Origin of the sequence: Nonomuraea sp. NPDC050786 (genome assembly GCF_040654115.1) — a bacterium.
Classification (GTDB): Bacteria; Actinomycetota; Actinomycetes; order Streptosporangiales; family Streptosporangiaceae; genus Nonomuraea.
Map to the genome: position 1 here is coordinate 103,705 of NZ_JBFAHJ010000025.1, position 18,882 is coordinate 122,586.

The following is an 18,882-nucleotide window of genomic DNA, read 5'->3' on the forward strand; positions in this document are numbered from 1 at the left end:
GAGCGAGGGATCATGTCGGTCAAGCACAATGAGTCACTCGGCAGCCGGATCTTCGACACGCTCAACGTCGTCCTGCTCGGCGGCCTGGCGCTGATCACCGTACTGCCGCTGTTCTACGTCCTCGCGGGGTCGTTCGCCACCGAAGGCGAGATCTCGGCGCGGCCGTTCTTCCTGTGGCCGGAGAAGTTCGTCACCAGCACCTACGAGTACATCTTCGCCAACGACACGATGCTACGGGCGCTGATCACCACGATCATCGTGACCGCGGTGGGCACCGTGCTGCAGGTGATGCTGACGTTCACCATGGCCTACCCGCTGGCCAAGCGGTATCTGCCGGGCCGGACCCTGGTGCTGAACCTGGTCATCTTCACACTGGTCTTCGGTGGCGGCATCGTCCCCACCTACCTGGTGGTGCGCGACCTGGGATTGCTGAACAGCTACTGGGCGTTGATCCTGCCGCTGGCGATCAACCCGTTCTATCTGATCATCGTGAAGTCGTTCTTCCAGGAACTGCCGCAGGCGCTGGAGGAGGCGGCGCGCATCGACGGCTGCACGGAGATGGGCGTCTTCTTCAAGATCGTGCTTCCGCTCTCCAAGCCGATCATCGCGACCTTCTCGCTGTTCTACGCCGTGGGCATCTGGAACGACTACATGTCCCCGCTGCTGTACATCAACGACAACCAGAAGTGGACCCTGCAGGTGCTGGTGCGGCAGCTCACCAGCCCTGACGCGGCCAACGCCATCGGGGCGCTGGAGTCGGCCTTCTTCCCCGTGGAAGGTCTGAAGTTCGCCGTCGTGGTCATCGCGACGTTGCCGATCCTCCTGTTCTACCCCTTCCTGCAGAAGCACTTCGCCAAGGGCGTGCTGATCGGGGGCGTCAAGGAGTGACCCGCGCCGTCCTGCTGGCCGGTGACTCGACGGTCGCCTCGTGCCCGGCCTGGGAGGCGCCCATGTCCGGGTGGGGAGCCCAGCTCGGCCCGTACGTGGGCGCGCCCGTGCGCAACCTCGCCAAGGGCGGCGCCACCACGGCCAGCCACCGGGCCGGGGGGCTGTGGGCGGCGCTGCTGCTCGAGGTCGTGCCGGGGGACACGGTCGTGATCCAGTTCGGGCACAACGACCAGAAGGATCCCGCGATCCCGTACCAGGAGAACCTGCGCGCCTTCGTCGAGGAGGCGCGCGGGGCGGGGGCGCTGGCGGTGCTCTGCACGCCGGTGCAGCGGCGCAGGTTCGAGGGGGAGCGGCTGGCGCCCACCCACGGCGACTATCCCGACCGGGTGCGCGCGCTGGCCGCCGCCGAGGGCGTGCCGCTGATCGACCTGACCGCCGCCACGACCGAGCTGTACGAGCGGCTCGGCCCCGACGGCTCCAAGGCGCTGTTCACGCACCTCCCGCCGGGACGGCACCCGCTCCACCCCGACGGGGTGGCCGACGACACCCACTTCAGCTTCCGCGGGGCCGACGAGGTGGCCGCGATCGTCGCCGAGCGACTGAAGGAGATATGGGCATGACTGCTCTTCGCTGGCTGGACCGACCGGGAGAGCAGGGGGTGACGTGGGGCGTTCCGTGGCCGCGCGGCACGGTCGAACGTGGCACGCCGTTCGCGCTGGCCGACGCGGACGGGCGCGAGGTGCCCGTGCAGAGCTGGGTGACCGCCACCTGGCCGGACGGCTCGGTCAAGTGGTCGGCCCACGCGATCGGCGCGCAGCCGGCCGCGTACTCGTACCGGATCGAGCCGGGACGCGAGCCCGCCGCGACGGTTACGCCCGTCACCGTCGTCCGCGGAAAGGGCCTGCTGACCGTGAGCACCGGCGTGGTCACCTGGACGATCGAGGAGTCCGGAGGCACGCTGGCCCGCTCGATCTCGCGCGGGAGCCGCGAGATCGCCAGGGACGTCCGCCTGGTCAGCCTCCGCCAGAGCGAGCCCACGCCCGACGAGGGCGGTCCGGTCGCCCGCTCGGAGACCACCGGGCAGGTCGCCGCGGTCACGGTCGAGCAGGACGGGCCGCTGCGGGCCGTGGTCCGGCTGGAGGGCAGGCACGGAGACTGGCTGCCGTTCACCGTGCGGCTGTACTTCCACGCGGGCGCCGAACAGGTGCGGATCATGCACACGTTCGTCTGGGACGGCGACGCCGAGCGCGACTTCCTGGCCGGGCTCGGGCTCCGCGCCGACGTGGTCATGCGTGACGAGCTCCACGACCGGCACGTACGCCTGGCCGGCAGCGGCGGCTTCCTCACCGAGGCCGTGCGCGGCCTGACCGGGCTGCGCCGCGACCCCGGCGAGCCCGCGCGCCGGGCCCAGGTCGAGGGCCGGCCGGCCGGCGAGATCGCCCCCGACGTCGCCGGCCGCCTGCACCTCATCCCCGCCTGGAACGACTACACGCTCGACCAGGGCTCCGCCGACGGCTTCACGCTGCGCAAGCGCACCGCGCCGGGCCACGCCTGGGTGACGATCCCCGCGGGCACCCGCTCGGCCGGGTACGGCTACGTCGGCGGCGTCAGCGGCGGCCTCGGCTTCGGGCTGCGCGACTTCTGGCGCCTGCACCCCACCCGCCTCGACATCAGGAACGCGGCCACCGACCTGGCCACCGTGACGGTCTGGATGTGGTCGCCGTCAGCGCCGGCCATGGATCTGCGCTTCTACCACGACGGCATGGGCCAGGACACGTTCGCCGAGCAGCTCGAGGGCCTGGAGATCACGTACGAGGACTACGAGCCCGGCTTCGGCGACGCCCACGGCGTGGCGCGCACGCACGAGCTGACCCTGCGCGCCCACGAGGCCACGCCGGCGTCGCAGGCCCTCGCCGAGCACGCGGCCGCGATGAACCAGCCGGGGCTGCTGGCCGTCAGCCCGTCACGGATGCGCGAGGCCGGCGTGTTCGGCGTGTGGGAGCTGCCCGACCGCTCCACGCCCGCGCACGCCGAGATCGAGGAGCGCCTGGACTTCCTGTTCGACCTGTACGTGCGCGAGCGCGAGCAGCGCAGGTGGTACGGCTTCTGGGACTACGGCGACGTGATGCACACCTACGACCCGGACCGCCACACCTGGCGCTACGACGTGGGCGGCTACGCCTGGGACAACTCCGAGCTCTCGCCCGACCTGTGGCTGTGGCTGCAGTACCTGCGCACGGGACGGTCGGACGTCTTCCGCTTCGCCGAGTCGATGACCCGCCACACCGGCGAGGTCGACGTCTACCACGCCGGCAGGTGGAAGGGCCTGGGCACCAGGCACAACGTGCAGCACTGGGGGTGCAGCTGCAAGCAGCTGCGCATCTCCAACGCCGCCTACCGGCGCTTCTACTACTACCTGACGGCCGACGAGCGCACGGGCGACCTGCTGGACGAGCTGAGCACGCCCGAGGAGACGTTCGTGGTCATCGACCCCACGCGCAAGGTGCGCGAGGACGTCTACACCCCGGACCCGTCGGCGCTGTCGGTCGGTCTCGGGACCGACTGGGGGTCGCTGGCCGCCGCGTGGCTGACGCGCTGGGAGCGGCACGGCGACGAGCGGGCCAGGGACCGGCTGCTGGGCACGATGGCCGACATCGGGGCGCTGCCGCACGGCTTCCTGACCGGCGAGGCCCGGCTTGACCTGGCGACCGGACGGTTCGACACCTCGCGCGACCAGATCTCCGTCTCGCACCTGTCGTCGCTGTTCGGGCTGCCGGAGATGTGCGCGGAGCTGATCGCGCTCGACCTGGGCGTGCCCGGCTTCGAGCAGGCGTGGCTGCGGTACTGCCGGCTCTACCTGGCCACGCCCGAGCAGCAGGAGGCCGAGGTGGGGGAGCGGCTGAGCGGGATCTCGCTGATCCAGGCGCACAGCAGGCTCACCGCGTACGCGGCCGCCCGCACCGGCGACGCCGAACTGGCGGCCTGGGCGTGGCGGAAGTTCTCCGTGGACGAGGGTGACCAGCTCAACCGCAACGGGCTGCAACGGCAGAAGGACTGGCACCTGACCACGGTGGACGGGCCGCACGTGCTCTCTCCCGTGCGGGAGGCGCCGTTCGTGAGCACGAACGACGCCAGCCAGTACGGCCTGGCCGCCATCCACAACCTGGCCCTGATCGGCGAGCACCTGGCGGGGCGTTAACCAGAGGTGGGGCCCCCGGCCGGGGCCCTACACTGATGCTTATGCATACTCCCGATTGATCTGGCGTCGCACGCCCAATCCTCCGTTTTCCTAGCTCGGGAGTGTTCCGCCAATATGATCATCGCTAGTGACATCGAGCTGCGCGCGGGCGCGCGGCTGCTCATTGAGAAGGCCTCGTTCCGGGTCAACCCGGGCGACAAGATCGGGCTCGTCGGCCGCAACGGCGCCGGGAAGACGACCCTCACCAAGGTGCTGGCGGGCGAGGGCCTGCCCGCCGCCGGCACCGTCACCACCACCGGCAGCGTGGGCTACCTCCCCCAGGACCCGCGCACGGGTGACCTGGAAGTGCTCGCCCGCGACCGTATCCTGTCGGCGCGCGGCCTGGACGAGGTGCTGCGCAAGCTGCGCCAGGCCGAGCTCGGCATGTCCTCCGCCGACGAACGCACCCGCGAGAAGGCGGTCAGGCAGTACGGCAGGCTCGAGGACCAGATGCACGTCCTGGGCGGATACGCGGCCGAGTCCGAGGCGGCCTCCATCGCCTCCAGCCTCGGACTTCCGGACCGCGTGCTGTCGCAGCCGTTGCGGACGCTTTCCGGGGGTCAGCGCCGGCGCGTGGAATTGGCGCGAATTCTTTTCAGCGGGGCGGAAACTCTCCTTCTAGACGAGCCGACAAACCACCTAGATGCCGACTCAATCGGGTGGCTTCGTGATTTTTTGCGATCCCATCAAGGTGGGTTGGTGATCATCAGCCACGACGTCGGTCTTCTTGAAGCGACGGTCAACAAGGTCCTGCACCTCGACGCCAACCGCTCGGTGATCGATCACTACAACGTCGGCTGGAAGGCGTACCTCGCCCAGCGCGAGACCGACGAGAAGCGCAGGAAGCGCGAGCGCGCCAACGCCGAGAAACAGGCGGGTGCGCTGCTCGCGCAGGCCGACAAGATGCGGGCCAAGGCCACCAAGGCCAAGGCCGCCCAGGACATGATGCGGCGTGCGCACCGGCTGCTGGCGGGCACCGAGGAAGAGCGTCAAAGCGACAAAGTGGCCCGGCTGCGCTTCCCCGAACCGCAGCCGTGCGGGCGCACCCCGCTCACGGCCGAGGGGCTGTCCAAGTCGTACGGCTCGCTGGAGGTCTTCACCGACGTCAGCGTGGCCATCGACCGAGGTCACCGGGTCGTCATCCTGGGCCTGAACGGCGCCGGCAAGACCACGCTGCTGCGCATTCTCGGCGGCATCGAGCAGCCCGACACGGGCGACATCCGTCCCGGCCACGGGCTCAAGATCGGCTACTACGCCCAGGAGCACGAGACCCTGGACCCGGGCCGCACCCTGCTGGAGAACATGCAGTCGGCCGGCGGCCAGTTCACCGACACCGAGCTGCGCAAGGTGCTCGGCTCGTTCCTCTTCACGGGCGACGACGTCGACAAGCCCGCGGGGGTGCTGTCGGGTGGCGAGAAGACCCGGCTGGCGCTGGCGATCCTGGTGCTCTCGAGCGCCAATGTCCTCCTTCTCGACGAGCCCACGAACAACCTCGATCCGGTCAGCCGCGAGCAGGTTCTCAATGCTCTGAGGTCGTATTCAGGAGCAATCGTCCTAGTCACACATGACGAGGGTGCCGTTGACGCCCTGTCACCGGATAGGGTGATCTTGCTACCTGACGGAACTGAAGACGCATGGAGCGACGAATTTTCCGATCTTGTGGCACTTGCCTGATCTTAATTTGAGTGGGTACGGATCTTTTCCCGTGGAGTAGGTAGCCGATCCCGCTGAAATGACTGATCATGGCGGAGTAACGCTGCGGAAGTCCGGCACTACAGGAGGTACTCGTGGCCGAGACACTGAAGAAGGGCACCCGGGTCACCGGGGCCGACCGGGAAAAACTGGCCGGCGATCTCAAGAAGCGCTACGCCGCGGGCGAGAGCATTCGCGCCCTGGCCGCTTCTACCGGTCGGTCTTACGGGTTCATCCACCGCATCCTGAGCGAGTCCGGCGTGACTCTGCGCGGGCGCGGCGGGGCGACCCGAGGCAAGTCCAAGCGCTGACGGCCGCCTCGGAACGTGCGACCGCAGCCGCCCGTCCCTAGTCAGCCATCCGTCGCGCCCGGGCCAGAACGACATTCTGTAGGCTCGGGCGCGACGGTCAGCCCACTGGGCGCGCACTCCTTGCGCGACCAGGACTGAAGGGAGCGGGCGATGGCGGAAGCGCAGGCGCGGCAGCGTGGGGGGTATGCGGACGAGGTCTCCGTTCTGACGGAGGGCGGAGTCCGCTTCGAGGTGGACGGTGAGATAGCGACGATCACGCTGGACCGGCCGGAAAAGCGCAACGCTCAGACGTTCGCGACATGGTCGGCGCTGGCTCGGATCGGCGAGAGCCTGCCCGAGCAGGTGCGCGTAGTCGTCGTGAAAGGTGAGGGACCGTCCTTCTCGGCAGGGATCGACCTGCGAATGTTCACATCTGAGGGGGTGCCCGGACAGGGCTCGTTCAGCTCGGCGGCCAAGAGCGACGACGCAACCTTCGAGCAGCGCATCCGGCAGGCACAGGCGGGATTCCTGTGGCTGCGCCGCCCGGAGATCGTTTCCATCGCCGCAGTGCAGGGGCACGCGATCGGTGCGGGGTTCCAGCTCGCGCTCTCCTGTGACCTGCGGATCGTGGCCGACGATGTCTCCTTCTGCATGAAGGAGCCCGCACTGGGCCTGGTGCCCGACCTGACGGGGACCAAGCCCCTGGTCGAGCTGGTTGGCCTGGCCAAGGCGATCGACATCTGCCTGACCGCCAGGACCGTGCACGCCGACGAGGCCATGCGCATCGGCCTCGCCGAGCAAGTGGTCGCCGGGGGCGACCTGGATCAAGCGGTACGAGACAAGGTCGCGCAGCTGCTTGCCGTGAACCGGGATGCGGCGGTCGCGACGAAGCGACTCCTCCAGGGGGCGCGGCGCCGCACCCTGGAGGAGCAGAGCGTTGCCGAGGGGCTCGAACAGGCGGCCCGCATCAAGGCGCTGTTCGGCTGACCCGCTCGGCGGTGTCCCGGCTCGCCGCCGTCGTGCCTCCGTCCCTCGCGGGTCAGGAGACGGGCGGATCCGGGCTCGACGAGTGCGGCCTGATGAGGGGCGACGGCATGGGCCTGAGCGCAGCTCCGGAGAGCCGGGCGTTTCGCGGTGAGCGGACTCGGGAATCGCCAGGCGCGACGGCGACGCTGAATCCGGGGGAGGAGGATCCCCCACATGACGATGATAGGAGGGGGCTTCGGTCCCCACATGGCGTCCCTGCGGCGCGACGACTCGCTGGCCAAGCAGCGGCTGCGACCGGGCACGGTCCGCCGCATCGTGCGCTACGCCAGGCCGTACCGCAGGCACATCGCCGCGTTCCTGCTGCTCGTCGTGGCCGGCGCGGTGATCGTGATCGCCAACCCGCTGCTGATGAAGGCGATCATCGACGACGGCATCCTGGCCAGGCGGCCGGGCGTCGTGGTCGCCCTGGCCGTGACGATCGGCGCGCTGGCGCTCGTGGACGCCGGGCTGACGCTGGTGCAGCGGTGGTTCTCCGCGCGCATCGGCGAGGGCCTGATCTACGACCTGCGCACCGAGGTCTTCGACCACGTGCAGCGCATGCCGGTGGCGTTCTTCATGCGGGCCCAGACCGGCGCGCTGGTCAGCAGGCTCAACACCGACGTGATCGGCGCGCAGCGGGCGCTGACGAGCACCTTGTCGTCCGTGGTCTCCAACGTGGTCAGCCTGGTGCTCGTGCTGGGCGCGATGCTGGCGCTGTCGTGGCAGGTGACGCTGGTCGCGCTGGTGCTGCTGCCGATCTTCATCGTGCCCGCCAAGTTCGTCGGGCGGCGCATGTCGGCGCTGACCCGCGAGCAGATGCAGCTCGACGCCGAGATGAGCTCGGTCACCACCGAGCGGTTCAACGTGGCCGGCGCGATGGTCGCCAAGCTCTACGGCCGCCCGGAGGACGACGCCGAGGTGTTCGGCCACCGGGCCGCCAGGGTGCGCGACGTGGGCGTGACGGTCGGCATGTACGGCACGGTGTTCAGGGTCGCGCTCGGGCTCGTCGCCGCGCTCGCCACCGCCCTCGTGTACGGCATCGGGGGCGTGCTGTCGGTCTCCGGCGTCTTCGAGCTGGGCACGCTGGTGGCCCTGGCCGCGCTCCTGATGCGCCTGTACGGCCCGCTCACGTCCCTGTCCAACGTGCACATCGACGTGATGACCGCCCTGGTCAGCTTCGACCGGGTCTTCGAGATCCTCGACCTCAAGCCCATGGTGGCGGAGAAGCCCGGCGCGAGCGCCGTGCCCGACGGTCCCGTGACCATCGAATTCGACGACGTGCGCTTCCGCTACCCGGCCGCCGAGGAGGTCTCGCTGGCCTCGCTGGAGTCGGTGGCCAGACAGGACACCGGCCCGTCCTACCCCGTGCTCAAGGGCATCTCGTTCACCGCGGAGCCGGGGCGGCTCGTCGCCCTGGTCGGCCACTCGGGCGCGGGCAAGACGACCATCACGTCACTGGTGTCCCGCCTGTACGACGTCAACGAGGGCGCGGTCCGGATCAACGGGCTCGACGTGCGCGACGCCACCCTCGCCTCCCTGCGCGACACCGTCGGAGTGGTCATGCAGGACGCTCATCTCTTCCATGACACGATCGGAGCCAACCTCCGCTACGCCAGGCCGGGGGCGAGCGACGAGGAGATCTGGGAGGCTCTCAGGGCCGCGCAGATCGGTGACCTCGTCGAGGGGCTGCCCGACCAGCTCGAGACGGTCGTCGGCGACCGCGGCTACCGGCTGTCCGGGGGCGAGAAACAGCGCCTCGCGCTGGCCAGGCTGCTGCTCAAGGCGCCCCGCGTGGTCGTGCTCGACGAGGCCACCGCCCACCTCGACTCGGAGTCGGAGGCGGCCGTGCAGGTGGCGCTGAAGACCGCGCTGGAGGGCCGCACGTCGCTGGTGATCGCGCACCGGCTCTCCACGATCAGGGAGGCCGACGAGATCCTCGTGATCCACGAGGGCCGCATCGCCGAGCGGGGGCGCCACGAGGAGCTGCTGGCCCGCGGCGGCCTGTACGCCGAGCTCTACCGCACCCAGTTCACGTCCTCAGGTAGCCCAGCCGCTTGAGCTCCTCCCTGGCCACCTTCTCCACGAGCTCCAGGTCGGCCGATCTGAGCTTGGTGCGCCAGACGCCGACCTTGGGGACGGCGGTGTCGTACAGGACGACCTTGGACACCCGCGTCTCCACGAACTCCGCCAGCGTGGCCACCGACTGCGCCGGCTTCTGGAGCAGGTCCTCGTAGCGCAGCGTCAGGAGCTGCTCCTCGGGCAGCGTCCTGCGCAGCTCGGCGCTCAGGCGGACGGCGCTGCGCCAGCGCAGCGCGCTCTTGCCCGCCGCCGGCATCTCCTTCCACCGGTCGAGGTGCTCGTCCTTGTTGAGGCCGAGGAACGCGTTGGGGAACTCGGTCTCCTCCGACAGCATCGCCGGCTTGAACCAGGCCAGGCACGCCGGATCGGCGAGCATGCCGGCCACCACGTCCCTGCCGTCGCGGATGAGCTGCACGAACCGCGCGTCGGGGAAGGCCTGGAGCAGCACGGGAGCGCTGTAGAGCAGGTCGGGGCTGCCGTCGCCGAACCTGGTGATCTCGCCCGTGGACACGCAGGGGCCGGTGCCGGTGACGCCGCCCGCGTCCCTGCACGACTCGGCGCACCATCCGCAGGATCCGGGCAGCACCTGCCACGACTCGGCGAGCGCGTCGCGCATGACGCGTACGGCGCCGGAGGTCTGGCCGATGGAGGGCTTGCGGGCGAAGGCGTACACCACGTGCGCCACGCTCGCGCGACCCATCGTCACGTGGAAGCCAGGAGATCGTTTCAGTGCGCGGGCGAGCAGGTCCGTGCCGGAGTGCGGCGCTCCGACCAGGAAGACAGGCCGGCGGACCTTGATGCCGTTGACGACGAGTATGTGGGGCGGAAGTCGCATACTGGAGCACAAGTGTGACACCGTTTTCCACGTGGATGAGCCAATCGTTTCCACGCGAACGAGCCAATCGAGGAGTTGATCGATGCGACCCGGTGACACCGTCGCGGTCGTCTCGCCGTCGGGCCCGCCCAACGCGGCGCTGCTCAGGCGCGGCGTCGAGCGCCTGGAGGGCCTCGGGCTGAAGGTCGTGGTCGGCGCGCACGCGCTCGACCGCCAGCGGCTCGACTACCTGGCGGGCGACGACGCCGCCAGGGCCGCCGACCTGCAGGGCGCCTGGTGCGACCCGGCCGTCTCCGCGGTGTTCTGCTGCCGGGGCGGGTACGGCGCCGCCCGGCTCCTGGACCTGCTCGACTGGGACGCCATGCGGGCGGCCGGGCCCAAGGTGCTCCTCGGGTCGAGCGACATCACGGCGCTGCACAACGCGTTCGCCGCCGAGCTGGGCGTCTCCACGCTGCACGGGCCGATGGCGGCCTGCGACATCCTGGCCGCCGAGGAGGGGCCCGAGCCGCGCAGCTGGCGGAGCCTGCAGGCGGCGCTGTTCGGCACGCCCGAGACGGTCCAGGGCGAGCGGGCGCTGGTCCAGGGGCGGGCCGAGGGCGTGCTGGCCGGGGGGAACCTGTCGCTGCTGACCTCGATGTGCGGCACGAAGTGGCAGCCGTCGTTCGCGGGCAAGCTCGCGTTCCTGGAGGACATCGGGGAGGAGCCGTACCGGATCGACCGGATGCTCACCCAGCTCCTGCAGGCCGGGGCGCTCGACGGCGTGCGGGGGATCGCGCTCGGCTCGTGGGTCGACTGCGGCGACCCGTACCCGGTGCTCGAAGACCGGCTCCGCGGGCTCGGGGTCCCCGTGCTGGCGGGGCTGCCGGTGGGGCACGGGTCACCGCAGATGAGCGTGTGGCTTGGGAGACTTGGGGCTATCGATACCGAATCGTGCTCCCTAGCTGCCATTGTCGGTGATGGGGAGCAGGCAAGGTAGAAGGGACGAATCCGACAGAAAGGGACATGGCGCGTGAGCTTGTTCAGGCGACACCGAGAGCCCTCACGCCGGCCGGTCGAGGACGTCGATCTCGACTCGCTGCTCGCGCTCGTCGCCGAGTCCCTCGGATACTCCTTCGAGTTCGCCTCTGACGGCGGCTCCGTGACGCTTCGTGGCGACATGGAGCTGATGGTCAGGCTCACGGGGCTGCGCCGTGAGGCCGGGCGCAGGGCCAGGGAGGACTGGCCCATGCTGGTCTCCGAGCACCTGGCGCACGCCGTGGCCACCGCGGGGGAGCGGCTTGACGTCTGCGACCTGGAGCAGGCCGGATCGCTGGTCCGGACCCGCGTGGAGGCCGTGGACGAGGTGGCCGACCTGACCCGCGTGGTGGGCCGCCACCTCAACGCCGACCTGGTGGAGCTGCTCTTCGTGGGCTCGCGCGCCGTGCGGCCCGAGCAGGCCGGGTGCTGGCCCCTGCCCACCGCCCAGGCGCTCGAGCTGGCCGTCGCGAACGTCCGGCGCGAGGAGCGGCTGGAGGTCGAGTCCATCGAGCTGTCGGGCACGCCGGTGACCCGGCTGACCGCCATGACGCCGTCGGCCGCCACCCATCTGCGGTGGCTCGGCGAGTACCTGCCCGTTCCCTCGGACGGGGTGCTCGTGGTGCTGCCCGATCCGTACACACTGCTCGTGCACCCGGTGGACGGGATCGGGGTGGTACGGGCGATCGAGCGGCTGCGGGTGCACGCGGCACGTACGGACGGGCTCAGCTCCCAGGTGTACTGGTGGCACGAGCAGCGGCTGACGCACATCAGGGCCGACATCGTCGCTCAGGACGGCCAGACCCGGCTCGTGGTGGCGCCCCCACCGGAGTTCGCCCGCGTCCTGGCCCGCCTGGCCGTCTGAAACCGCCCGCCCCGCGGTCCTCGGCGGCGGCCTCGCGCCGGGTCGCCTCGGCTGCCGCCTCGCGCCGGGTCGCCTCGGCGTCGTCGTGAGCGCGCGGCGCGCACCTTTGTCTTCGTCCGGTGGTCGTCCGGCGGGTGAGCCCGGCCGTCGCGTCTGGCCAGGAGGATCGAGCTCGCCCTGTCCCGGCGCCCGGCGCCGCGTGAGTGGAGCGGTGGCCAGGTCGGATCGAGCGGCGGGACGGGCCGTGGAGCGGTGGCCAGGGCGGGTCGAGCGGCGGTCCGGCGTGCGGGCAGGGTGCGGTTCCGGTCTTGCGCTCGGGAGCCGCGTGGCGCAGGCGGGGACGCGGTTCCGGTCTCGCGTGCGGGATCCCGCACGCGAGACCGGACGGGGTCAGGGCTTGGCCACGTAGTCGCGCAGGTGGATCGCCGTGAGCGAGGTGCCGGTGGCGACCAGCTCGCCGGGGGTGCCGGAGAAGACCACCTGACCGCCGTCGTGACCGGCTCCCGGCCCCAGGTCGATGATCCAGTCGGCGTGGGCCATGACGGCCTGGTGGTGCTCGATCACGATGACCGTGTTGCCGTCGTCCACCAGGCGGTCGAGCAGCGCCAGGAGCTGGTCCACGTCCGCCAGGTGCAGGCCCGTGGTGGGCTCGTCCAGCACGTACGTGGTGCCGTTCTTGGCCATGTGGATGGCGAGCTTGAGCCGCTGCCGCTCGCCGCCCGACAGCGTGGTGAGCGGCTGCCCCAGGCCCAGGTAGCCGAGGCCGACCGCGGCCATGCGGTCGAGGATCGTGCGGACCTGCCGCTCGGTGAAGAACTCGCGGGCCTCGGCCACCGGCATGGCGAGCACCTCGCTGATGTTCTTGCCGCGCAGCGTGTACGTCAGCACCTTCGGCGTGAACCGCTTGCCCTCGCACTCCTCGCACACCGACGCCACCCCGGCCATCATCGCCAGATCCGTGTAGATCAGGCCGATGCCCTTGCACGCCGGGCAGGCGCCCTCGGAGTTGGCGCTGAACAGGCCCGGCTTGACCCCGTTGGCCTTGGCGAACGCCGCGCGGACCGGGTCGAGCAGCCCGGTGTAGGTGGCCGGGTTGCTCCTGCGCGAGCCGCGGATCGGTGACTGGTCGGCCATGACCACGCCCTCGCGGCCCGCGACGTAGCCGTGGATCAGCGAGCTCTTGCCCGACCCGGCCACGCCGGTGACCACGGTGAGCACGCCGAGCGGGATGTCCACGCTCACGTCGCGCAGGTTGTGCAGGGTGGCGCCCTTGATCGACAGGTGCCCGGACGGCTCGCGGAAGCGGTCCCGCAGGCGTACCCGGTGGTCGAGATAGCGGCCGGTGAGCGTGTCGGAGGCGCGCAGCCCGTCGAGGTCGCCCGCGTAGCAGATGCTCCCGCCGGCCGTGCCCGCACCCGGGCCTAGGTCGACCACGTGGTCGGCTATCTCGATCAGCTCCGGCTTGTGCTCGACCACGAGCACCGTGTTGCCCTTGTCGCGGAGTTGGAGCAGCAGGGTGTTCATCCGCTGGATGTCGTGCGGGTGCAGCCCGGCCGTCGGCTCGTCGAAGACGTAGGTGACGTCGGTGAGGCTGGAGTTGAGGTGCCGCACCATCTTCACCCGCTGCGCCTCGCCGCCGGACAGCGTGCCGGACTCACGGTCCAGGCTCAGGTAGCCGAGACCGATCTCCACCAGCGAGTCGAGTGTCGAGTGCAGCCCGTCCAGCACCGGGCCGACCGCCGCGTTGCCGATGCCGCGGATGAAGGCGGACAGGTCACTGATCTGCATGGCCGCGCACTCGGCGATGTTGAGCCCGTCGATCCTGGCCGAGCGGGCGGCCTCGTTGATCCGGGAGCCGCCGCAGGAGGGGCAGACGGTCAGCTTGATCGCGCGCTCGGCGAACGCCCGCGCCCCCGGCTGCATCGACTCCAGGTCCTTGCCGAGGTAGGTCCGCCTGACCTTGCTGGCCAGCCCCTCGTAGGTGAAGTTGTTGGTGCCGTACTTGAGCTTGACCGGCGGCTTGTGCAGGAAGTCCGCCCACTGCTCGGGGGTGAAGTCCTTCAGCTTGACGGCGGGGTCGTACAGGCCGGAGTGGGCCAGGACCTGCCACTGCCAGCTGTCCACCGGGAAGCCGGGGACCTTGATCGCTCCCTCGTTGAGCGACAGCTCCCTGTCGACGAGCGCGTCCACGTCGATCTCCGACGCCTTGCCCAGCCCCTCGCACTGCGGGCACATGCCCTCGGCCCGGTTGAAGCTGAAGGCGTAGGCGGGGCCGACGTAGGGCTCGCCGATCCGGCTGAACAGCAGCCGCAGCATCGTGTGGGCGTCGGTGGCGGTGCCCACCGTCGAGCGGGGGTTGGCGCCCATCCGCTCCTGGTCGACGATGATCGCCGCGCTGAGGTTGTGCAGCGCGTCCACGTCGGGACGGGCCAGGCTCGGCATGAACGACTGGATGAACGCGGTGTACGTCTCGTCGATCAGCCGGCGCGACTCCGCGGCGATCGTGTCGAAGACGAGCGAGGACTTGCCGGAGCCGGACACCCCGGTGAAGACGCTGAGGCGGCGCTTGGGGATGTCGAGGGAGACGCCCTTGAGGTTGTTCTCCCTGGCGCCGCGGACCTGGATGAGGTCGTGGCTGTCGGCGGCGCTGTGGTCACGGTGCTGAGCGGTGCTGGCCTGGCGGCTGGAGACGGCCACGGAACCCTTCCATCGTCTGATGTTCTTGCCGTACGGGGGAAAGCCGGGACAGCCTACAGCGCGGCACCGACATTCCATGGGTTCCGTACATCGTACCGTACGCTATACGGCTTCTAGGCCGACAGCGGATTGACATGCCGGTGGTGCAGCCCGATCACGGGGACCTCGTGGAGGCTGCCCGAGTACAGGTACTGCGTCATGCCGATGAGCAGCCGCCGCACGTCGTCCTGCGGCCGCACGACCAGGCGGATGAACTGGCTCGTCGTGCCCAGCTTGTTGCCGCACTCGCGGACGTACACGCCGTGCTCGCTGAGCAGGTGGTCGCGCAGCGGCACCCCGTCGTGCCCGGGCGGCAGCTTGATCAGCAGGAAGTTGCCCTGCGAGGCGAACACCGACAGCCCCGGCATGGTGCTGAGCTGCTTGAACATCGCCCGCCTGTCATAGCCCACCCGCCGGAGGCTGTCCTGGTACTCGGCCATGAACTCCCGCATCATGAACACCACGACCTCGGCGAACGAGTTCAGGTTCCATTTGGGCAGCGCGTCGCGCACCCGGGCGGCCAGTGCCGGGTTCGCGACCAGGTAGCCGAAGCGGATGCCGTGCAGGCCGAAGTTCTTGCCCAGGCTGCGCAGCACGATCACGTTCGGCCGGACCGCAGCCTCCGCCGCCAGCCCCGGGTACGGCTCGGCGTCCACGAAGTCGCCGAACGACTCGTCCACGATCACCAGATCCAGGTCGATCAGCTCGTCGAGCAGGCGCAGGACCTCGTGCCTGGGCAGGTAGCCCCCGTCGGGGTTGTTGGGGTTGCAGATCACCGCCACCCGGGAGCCGCGCATGCGGATGAACGACACGTAGTCGCTCACGTCCAGCGCGAAGTTGCGCCTCTCCATCAACGGGTACATGTCCACCCGTTTGCCCGTCTCCAGCGGCTGGTCGGCCCAGCGGCCGAAGGTGGGGATGGGCACCGCCAGGCTCTCGCGCACCAGCAGGTGGTCGATCCAGGTGATCAGCTCGGTCGATCCGTTGCCCATGGCGACCGTCTTGGGGTGGAGCCCCAGCGTGGCGCAGAGCTCCTCGGTGATCGTGCCCGCGTCGCTCGGGTAGAACTTGAGGATCGTCTCCAGATTCCTCCCGAGATGATCGAAGATCTCCGGGGTCGGGAAGTACGGGTTGCACGGAACGCAGAAGTCGACCGGCGCGCGCTCTCCCGACGAGGCGCGCATCAGCGAAAAGAACGACGGGCTGTGCGCCTGTGCCCGCAACAGGCTGAGCTCCACGACACCTCCATGGACCATGTCCGATGTGTGTAGGTACGCGCCGTCGGAGTAGCCGGTTCATGATGGTGTGCGGGCGCGCCGCCGCCTGTCGCCCCGCGCCGGCCGCCGGCGCAAGGTGACGATCGCGATGTCGTCGCGCGGGTCCGTCCTGGTGAAGGCGCGCACATCGGCGCCCAGCTCATGGGCGAGGCTGTCGGGCGGGTCGGCCGCCCACGCGCGCAGGCGCTCGGGGAGGGGGTAGAAGGCGCCTTCCGGGTCGCGGGCCTCGGTGACGCCGTCGGTGCACAGCACCAGCGTCGCGCCCGGCGGGAACGCGAACCGCGCGCTCGTCCGCGGCTCCGTGGTCAGCGCCGCCACGCCGAGCGGCACGGAGGGATCCCCGAGGCACACCTGCCGCGCGGCGCCGTAGTGGATCATGTAGGGGGCGATGTGTCCGCAGTTGACCGCTTCGACGCCCAGCCCCGCGCCGATGTCGAGCACGAGGGCGGTGACCAGGCGCTCCGGCTCCCCGGTGGTCGCGGCGAACGTGTTCTGCCTGACCACGGCCTTCTCCAGCGCTTCCACGACGCCGGTCAGGGTCTCCTCGCGGTACGCGGCCTCCCTGAACGACCCCAGCACCGCCAGCGCGGTCCCGATCGCGGGCAGCCCCTTGCCCTGCACGTCGGCGATGAGCACGCGGGTGCCGTGCTGGGAGACGGCCACCTCGTACATGTCGCCGCCCACCATCGGCTCCTCCTCCACCGGCTGGTAGAGGCCGTCGACGACCACGTCGGCGGTGCGCAGCGGCAGCGGGCGCACGATCAGCCGCTGCAGGGCGGAGGCCGCCGAACGCAGCCGGCGCACCTCCTCCTCGCGCCGCACGCGGTAGCGGCAGCCGAGCACGGCCAGCACGCCGAACAGGGCGGTGAACCCGACCGCCAGGGCATCGTCGTCCAGCTCCGCGCCCAGGTAGGCGCCGAGCCCGCCCACCGCCAGCGTCACCCACGTCGACGCCAGGACCGTCTGCCGGACCGTGCCCAGCCCGGCGACGATCGCGGGCAGGAAGATCAGCAGCGGGAACAGCCGCACCGCCGTGCCCGTGAGGGTGTCCAGCGCGGCCACCATCGCGGTGGTGACGACGAGCCCGCCGACGAAAACGGGCGTCGGGAGATAAGGGCCCTCGCGCCTCCCGCCTTCCGTCACGAGTCCTTCATCCCCTCTCGAAGAAAAGCGTAACGGCCCGGTTTTCCGGGCGGCCGGAAGAAAGGGGAAATGCGTCGAGGTGATTGCCTCTCTATAGCTCTGTACTGGGACGATAGTGGATGAATGCGGACAGTGAATGACATTGTCTCGCTCTTTTATTCTGCATCCGCAATCTTATTGACATGCAAAAATTGTCTTGTCAGCATTTGAAGTTGAAGCGGGCCGGATGCCAATTCCGTTGTCCGTGCCTCGGGGGAGGGCCGCTGATGGACCTGATCGTCGTACCGCCGCTCACCGACTTCACCACGGCGGTCCTGCCGCCTTCCGGGGTCGAGGTGCTCGACCTCAACGAACAGGTCGTCGAACGCCTCGCCGACCCGTCCCGGCTCAAGGCCGCCGCTGAGCGGCTCGACGGCGGGCCGCTGGCCGCGCTGCTCGAGCGGGCGGCGGCTGCCGTCCTGGAGCGCAAGGCGTTCGACGACGCCCACCTGAGAGCGGTGGGCGCGGCGCTGCGGCTGGCCGCCGACCCCGCCGTGCGGCTCAGCATCGACGACCTGGAGCTGGCCGAGGGGAGCACGCAGAGCAGCGGGGACGTGCTCGGCGCGGCCGGGCGGTGCGAGCTGTTCCGCCCCGAGGTGGAGCTGGCCGTGGACGTGGCCAGGGGGCGGCGGGCGCACGTCGTGGTGGACGACGCCCGGCAGCTTCCCGCGGCGTTCGCGCTGGTGGGCGCCCTGGGAGCGGGACGGGTGACATTGTGCGGGCGGCTGGTGGCCGAGCAGGGCGCGGCGCTGCGGCGCGTGCCCGCGCTGGCCGGTGCCGAGCTGCTGACGTGGTCGCCTGCGCGGGTCATCCGCCCCTTGTGGAACGACGCCGCGCCGGCGCGCCCGTGGGACGGTCCGGATGTCGCGCCCGTCGAGAGGGCGCGCCTGTGCGACGCCCCGGACACCCAGCCGGGGAAGCGTGTGCGCTGGGTGACCGGGGCGTGTCCCCCTCCCGCGAGCGGGCCGTGGGCCGGGTGGCTGGACGCGGTGGGGGTGGCCGCGTTCCCCGAGGAGGTGCTGGCCCGCTGCCGCGGCCTGACGATCATCGTGACGCGGATCGACTTCCTGGCCGCCGTGACCGGGCTGAACGGCGTGACCGTCGACCTGCGGCGGCTGCTGGCCGGGATCCCGCCCGGCGTGCCGGTGACGTGCGAGCTGGTGCTCGGGGCGCCCGGCATGGACGCGGGCGTCGTCGGCGAGTCCGTGGAGCTGCTGGCGGCGGGCGCGGGCGGGGTCCGGCTCGCCGGGCTGCGGCCGTACCGGATGGCGATCCGCACGGAGTGGGCCGGGCAGAGCGTGCGCTTCCCGCCGCATCCGGGGGACGACCTGGCCAGGTGGATCGAGTTCGACGCGCCGGACACCATGCGGGCGTACGAGGTCGCGGCCATGATCAGGAGCTGGCTGGCCCGGCTCCCCGGGCTGCCGGCCGGGCGGCTGGCCGCCTGCTCCGTGGCCGCCCGGGAGGCCGCGCCAGGACAGGAGCGCGGAGGGGGCGGGCCGGCTCCCGCGTGGGATCCGTGTGCGGAGGTGGTGCAGGCAGGGGACGGGCCCGACGGGGACGGGCCGGGGACGTTCGCGGTCAGCCTGCGGTCGGGGCGGTCGTTCCGGCTCCGCCCGTACCAGGTCGCGCCCGTCTCCCGGCTGGCGGCCGACGATCCCCACGCCCTCGACGCCCTCACCGAGCGCGCCCGCACGGAGCTGACGGCGGGGCTGGCCCAGGCGGGGGTGCTGAGAGGCCCCAGGTGAACGGCTCCCGCA

At 70.7% G+C, this 18,882-nt stretch carries 14 protein-coding genes; 10 read left to right on the forward strand and 4 right to left on the reverse strand.

The window, feature by feature from the left end; translation table 11 throughout:
• The first annotated feature begins 12 nt into the window (after positions 1 to 12).
• From AB0H84_RS36300 to AB0H84_RS36330, 7 genes are all read left to right on the forward strand, one after another.
• Entirely contained in the window at positions 13 to 888 is an 876-nt protein-coding gene (locus tag AB0H84_RS36300; protein WP_357614723.1) for a carbohydrate ABC transporter permease, read from the forward strand.
• Positions 885 to 1,508 (forward strand): rhamnogalacturonan acetylesterase, encoded by a 624-nt coding sequence (locus AB0H84_RS36305; protein ID WP_357614726.1) that lies wholly within the window; start codon positions 885 to 887, stop codon positions 1,506 to 1,508. Before AB0H84_RS36300 ends, AB0H84_RS36305 begins: the two co-directional genes overlap by 4 nt.
• Positions 1,505 to 4,087, forward strand: a complete 2,583-nt coding sequence (locus tag AB0H84_RS36310; RefSeq protein WP_357614728.1) for a Tat pathway signal sequence domain protein — start codon at positions 1,505 to 1,507, stop codon at positions 4,085 to 4,087. Before AB0H84_RS36305 ends, AB0H84_RS36310 begins: the two co-directional genes overlap by 4 nt.
• Before the next feature lie 114 nt (positions 4,088 to 4,201).
• Positions 4,202 to 5,800, forward strand: a complete 1,599-nt coding sequence (locus AB0H84_RS36315) for an ABC-F family ATP-binding cassette domain-containing protein (protein WP_357614731.1) — start codon at positions 4,202 to 4,204, stop codon at positions 5,798 to 5,800.
• 113 nt (positions 5,801 to 5,913) lie between these two features.
• Positions 5,914 to 6,129, forward strand: a complete 216-nt coding sequence (locus AB0H84_RS36320; protein WP_020547488.1) for a helix-turn-helix domain-containing protein — start codon at positions 5,914 to 5,916, stop codon at positions 6,127 to 6,129.
• A gap of 150 nt (positions 6,130 to 6,279) precedes the next feature.
• Positions 6,280 to 7,095 (forward strand): enoyl-CoA hydratase/isomerase family protein, encoded by an 816-nt coding sequence (locus AB0H84_RS36325; RefSeq protein ID WP_357614734.1) that lies wholly within the window; start codon positions 6,280 to 6,282, stop codon positions 7,093 to 7,095.
• 213 nt (positions 7,096 to 7,308) lie between these two features.
• Entirely contained in the window at positions 7,309 to 9,192 is a 1,884-nt protein-coding gene (locus AB0H84_RS36330) for an ABC transporter ATP-binding protein (protein ID WP_357614737.1), read from the forward strand.
• On the opposite strand, the gene AB0H84_RS36335 is transcribed toward AB0H84_RS36330, so the two are convergent.
• Positions 9,164 to 10,048: a sulfotransferase gene (locus AB0H84_RS36335; RefSeq protein WP_357614740.1), complete on the reverse strand. Its 885-nt coding sequence runs from the start codon at positions 10,046 to 10,048 to the stop codon at positions 9,164 to 9,166. The two genes, AB0H84_RS36330 and AB0H84_RS36335, sit on opposite strands and share 29 nt — an antisense overlap.
• Positions 10,049 to 10,130: 82 nt before the next feature.
• Between AB0H84_RS36335 and AB0H84_RS36340 the strand changes: the two genes are divergently transcribed.
• Together AB0H84_RS36340 and AB0H84_RS36345 are read left to right on the forward strand one after the other, a co-directional pair.
• Positions 10,131 to 11,024 (forward strand): LD-carboxypeptidase, encoded by an 894-nt coding sequence (locus AB0H84_RS36340; RefSeq protein WP_357614743.1) that lies wholly within the window; start codon positions 10,131 to 10,133, stop codon positions 11,022 to 11,024.
• Between the two features lie 33 nt (positions 11,025 to 11,057).
• Complete coding sequence (locus AB0H84_RS36345; protein ID WP_357614745.1) at positions 11,058 to 11,927, forward strand: hypothetical protein; 870 nt, start codon at positions 11,058 to 11,060, stop codon at positions 11,925 to 11,927.
• A gap of 390 nt (positions 11,928 to 12,317) precedes the next feature.
• On the opposite strand, the gene AB0H84_RS36350 is transcribed toward AB0H84_RS36345, so the two are convergent.
• The 3 genes from AB0H84_RS36350 to AB0H84_RS36360 form a co-directional block, all read right to left on the reverse strand.
• Positions 12,318 to 14,624 (reverse strand): excinuclease ABC subunit UvrA, encoded by a 2,307-nt coding sequence (locus AB0H84_RS36350; protein ID WP_357614748.1) that lies wholly within the window; start codon positions 14,622 to 14,624, stop codon positions 12,318 to 12,320.
• 113 nt (positions 14,625 to 14,737) lie between these two features.
• A complete protein-coding gene (locus tag AB0H84_RS36355; RefSeq protein WP_357614751.1) occupies positions 14,738 to 15,901 on the reverse strand; it encodes a histidinol-phosphate transaminase in 1,164 nt (387 codons plus the stop codon).
• Positions 15,902 to 15,958: 57 nt separating this feature from the next.
• Positions 15,959 to 17,083, reverse strand: coding sequence for a PP2C family protein-serine/threonine phosphatase (locus AB0H84_RS36360; protein WP_357614754.1), 1,125 nt, complete (start codon positions 17,081 to 17,083; stop codon positions 15,959 to 15,961).
• 266 nt (positions 17,084 to 17,349) lie between these two features.
• Between AB0H84_RS36360 and AB0H84_RS36365 the strand changes: the two genes are divergently transcribed.
• Positions 17,350 to 18,870: a hypothetical protein gene (locus AB0H84_RS36365; RefSeq protein ID WP_357614757.1), complete on the forward strand. Its 1,521-nt coding sequence runs from the start codon at positions 17,350 to 17,352 to the stop codon at positions 18,868 to 18,870.
• Positions 18,871 to 18,882: the final 12 nt, after the last annotated feature.

Bases quoted from the DNA above. Each gene is read 5' to 3' on its own strand.
- AB0H84_RS36300 (WP_357614723.1), top strand. From the start codon at position 13: ATGTCGGTCAAGCACAATGAGTCACTCGGCAGCCGGATCTTCGACACG.
- AB0H84_RS36310 (WP_357614728.1), top strand. From the start codon at position 1,505: ATGACTGCTCTTCGCTGGCTGGACCGACCGGGAGAGCAGGGGGTGACG.
- AB0H84_RS36315 (WP_357614731.1), top strand. From the start codon at position 4,202: ATGATCATCGCTAGTGACATCGAGCTGCGCGCGGGCGCGCGGCTGCTC.
- AB0H84_RS36325 (WP_357614734.1), top strand. From the start codon at position 6,280: ATGGCGGAAGCGCAGGCGCGGCAGCGTGGGGGGTATGCGGACGAGGTC.
- AB0H84_RS36330 (WP_357614737.1), top strand. From the start codon at position 7,309: ATGACGATGATAGGAGGGGGCTTCGGTCCCCACATGGCGTCCCTGCGG.
- AB0H84_RS36335 (WP_357614740.1), bottom strand. From the start codon at position 10,048: ATGCGACTTCCGCCCCACATACTCGTCGTCAACGGCATCAAGGTCCGC.
- AB0H84_RS36340 (WP_357614743.1), top strand. From the start codon at position 10,131: ATGCGACCCGGTGACACCGTCGCGGTCGTCTCGCCGTCGGGCCCGCCC.
- AB0H84_RS36365 (WP_357614757.1), top strand. From the start codon at position 17,350: ATGGACCTGATCGTCGTACCGCCGCTCACCGACTTCACCACGGCGGTC.